This is a genomic window from Oleiphilus sp. HI0128 (assembly GCF_001635365.1).
In genome coordinates this window covers 1-1,367 of record NZ_LWGG01000044.1, presented here as the reverse complement: position 1 = coordinate 1,367, position 1,367 = coordinate 1, and the positions used below count along the sequence as shown (strand labels likewise).

1 protein-coding gene is annotated in these 1,367 nt (G+C 44.6%); it reads right to left on the bottom strand.

Annotation, left to right across the window (positions count from 1 at the left end; genetic code table 11):
- Window positions 1–72: 72 nt before the first annotated feature.
- A partial coding sequence (gene gspD, locus A3763_RS00630) for a type II secretion system secretin GspD (RefSeq protein ID WP_068759812.1) occupies window positions 73–1,367 on the bottom strand: 1,295 nt, incomplete at its 5' end.

Sequence of the window (1,367 nt, the reverse complement as noted above, 5' to 3'; positions counted from 1 at the left end):
AAACAAAAAAGGGAGAGTCTCTGACTCTCCCTTTTTTATTCAAGAAAATAAATACTCAGCCTTTGAAGGCTTTTACTTAACCTGCATGCCTTGGTATACGCTATCAAGCTGAGGTTTAACTAAATCTTCAGTATCTTCACCATTGCTTTCCTTGATCGCCAAGTTCAAATTCCATAGCTGATCAAACTTCTCAACGGCAACAGCCTTATTGGCCGCTTTATCACGTAAAATCGTTGGTTTTAGGAATACCACCAAGTTCTGCTTATTTACAACCTTCTGAGTACTTCTAAATAAAGCACCTAACCAGGGAATATCACCCAGCAATGGAACCTTGCTTTCTTGGTAAGTTTCGTCATCACGAATTAGGCCGCCCAGAACAATAGTCTCGCCATCATCAGCCAGAACATTCGTCTTAATCTGACGTTTCGAGGTAATAATATCGGCTCCAGCCGTTGACGGAGAAACGCCTGATATTTCCTGTTCAATTTCCAAACGAACTAAATTGCCATCACTGATACTTGGCGTCACAATCAACTTAACACCGACATCCTGACGCTCAATCGTAGTAAACGGGTCCGACGTTCCAGCACCGGAAGAAGTAGACTGACCTGTGATAATTGGAACATTCTCACCAACAATGATAGATGACTCCTGATTATCCATGGTTATCACTTTAGGTGTAGAAAGAACATTTGCGCTAGCATCACCTTCAAGCGCCTGGATCAGGCCACCCCAGCTTACACCACTTTCACTTGTTCGCCCAAAACCTGCGGTAATACCATCACTCGCACCAATACCTGAGACGTTAAGATCACCATCATCACTGCTATCTTGCGCGATCAACGCTGACAATACATTCGCCGTCGCAATTCCCGCATCAGAGAAGTTTGTAAATACACCTGGAACCGATGCACCCTGATCATACAAGGCCCACTGAATACCAAGTTTGTCATTCAGGTCATCTTTAATTTCAACTATCGCAGCCTCGATCAGTACCTGAGCTCGGCGAACATCAAGTTGCTCAATGACACCATCGAGCTCCTGAATCACTGAAGGTTCTGCTCTAATAACCAGCGCATTCAAACCTTCATCAGCATAAACACTCGCTTCTGAAGATTGGCTTTTACCCTTACCCTTAGCACCCTCACTACTAATATCGCCCATTAGCCCCTTTAACAACTCAGCTAACTCTCCAGCATCCGCATGTTTAAGTCGGACTACCTTGGTTTTACCACCCGTGGATGAAGGTTGATCCAGTTTGGCTATCAACTCTCGCATTTTCTCCCGGAATGCCTCATCGCCTCGAAGGATAAGCCGATTGCTGCGCTGATCTGCAACAACACTAAATTTATTGCCGCCACTTTTTC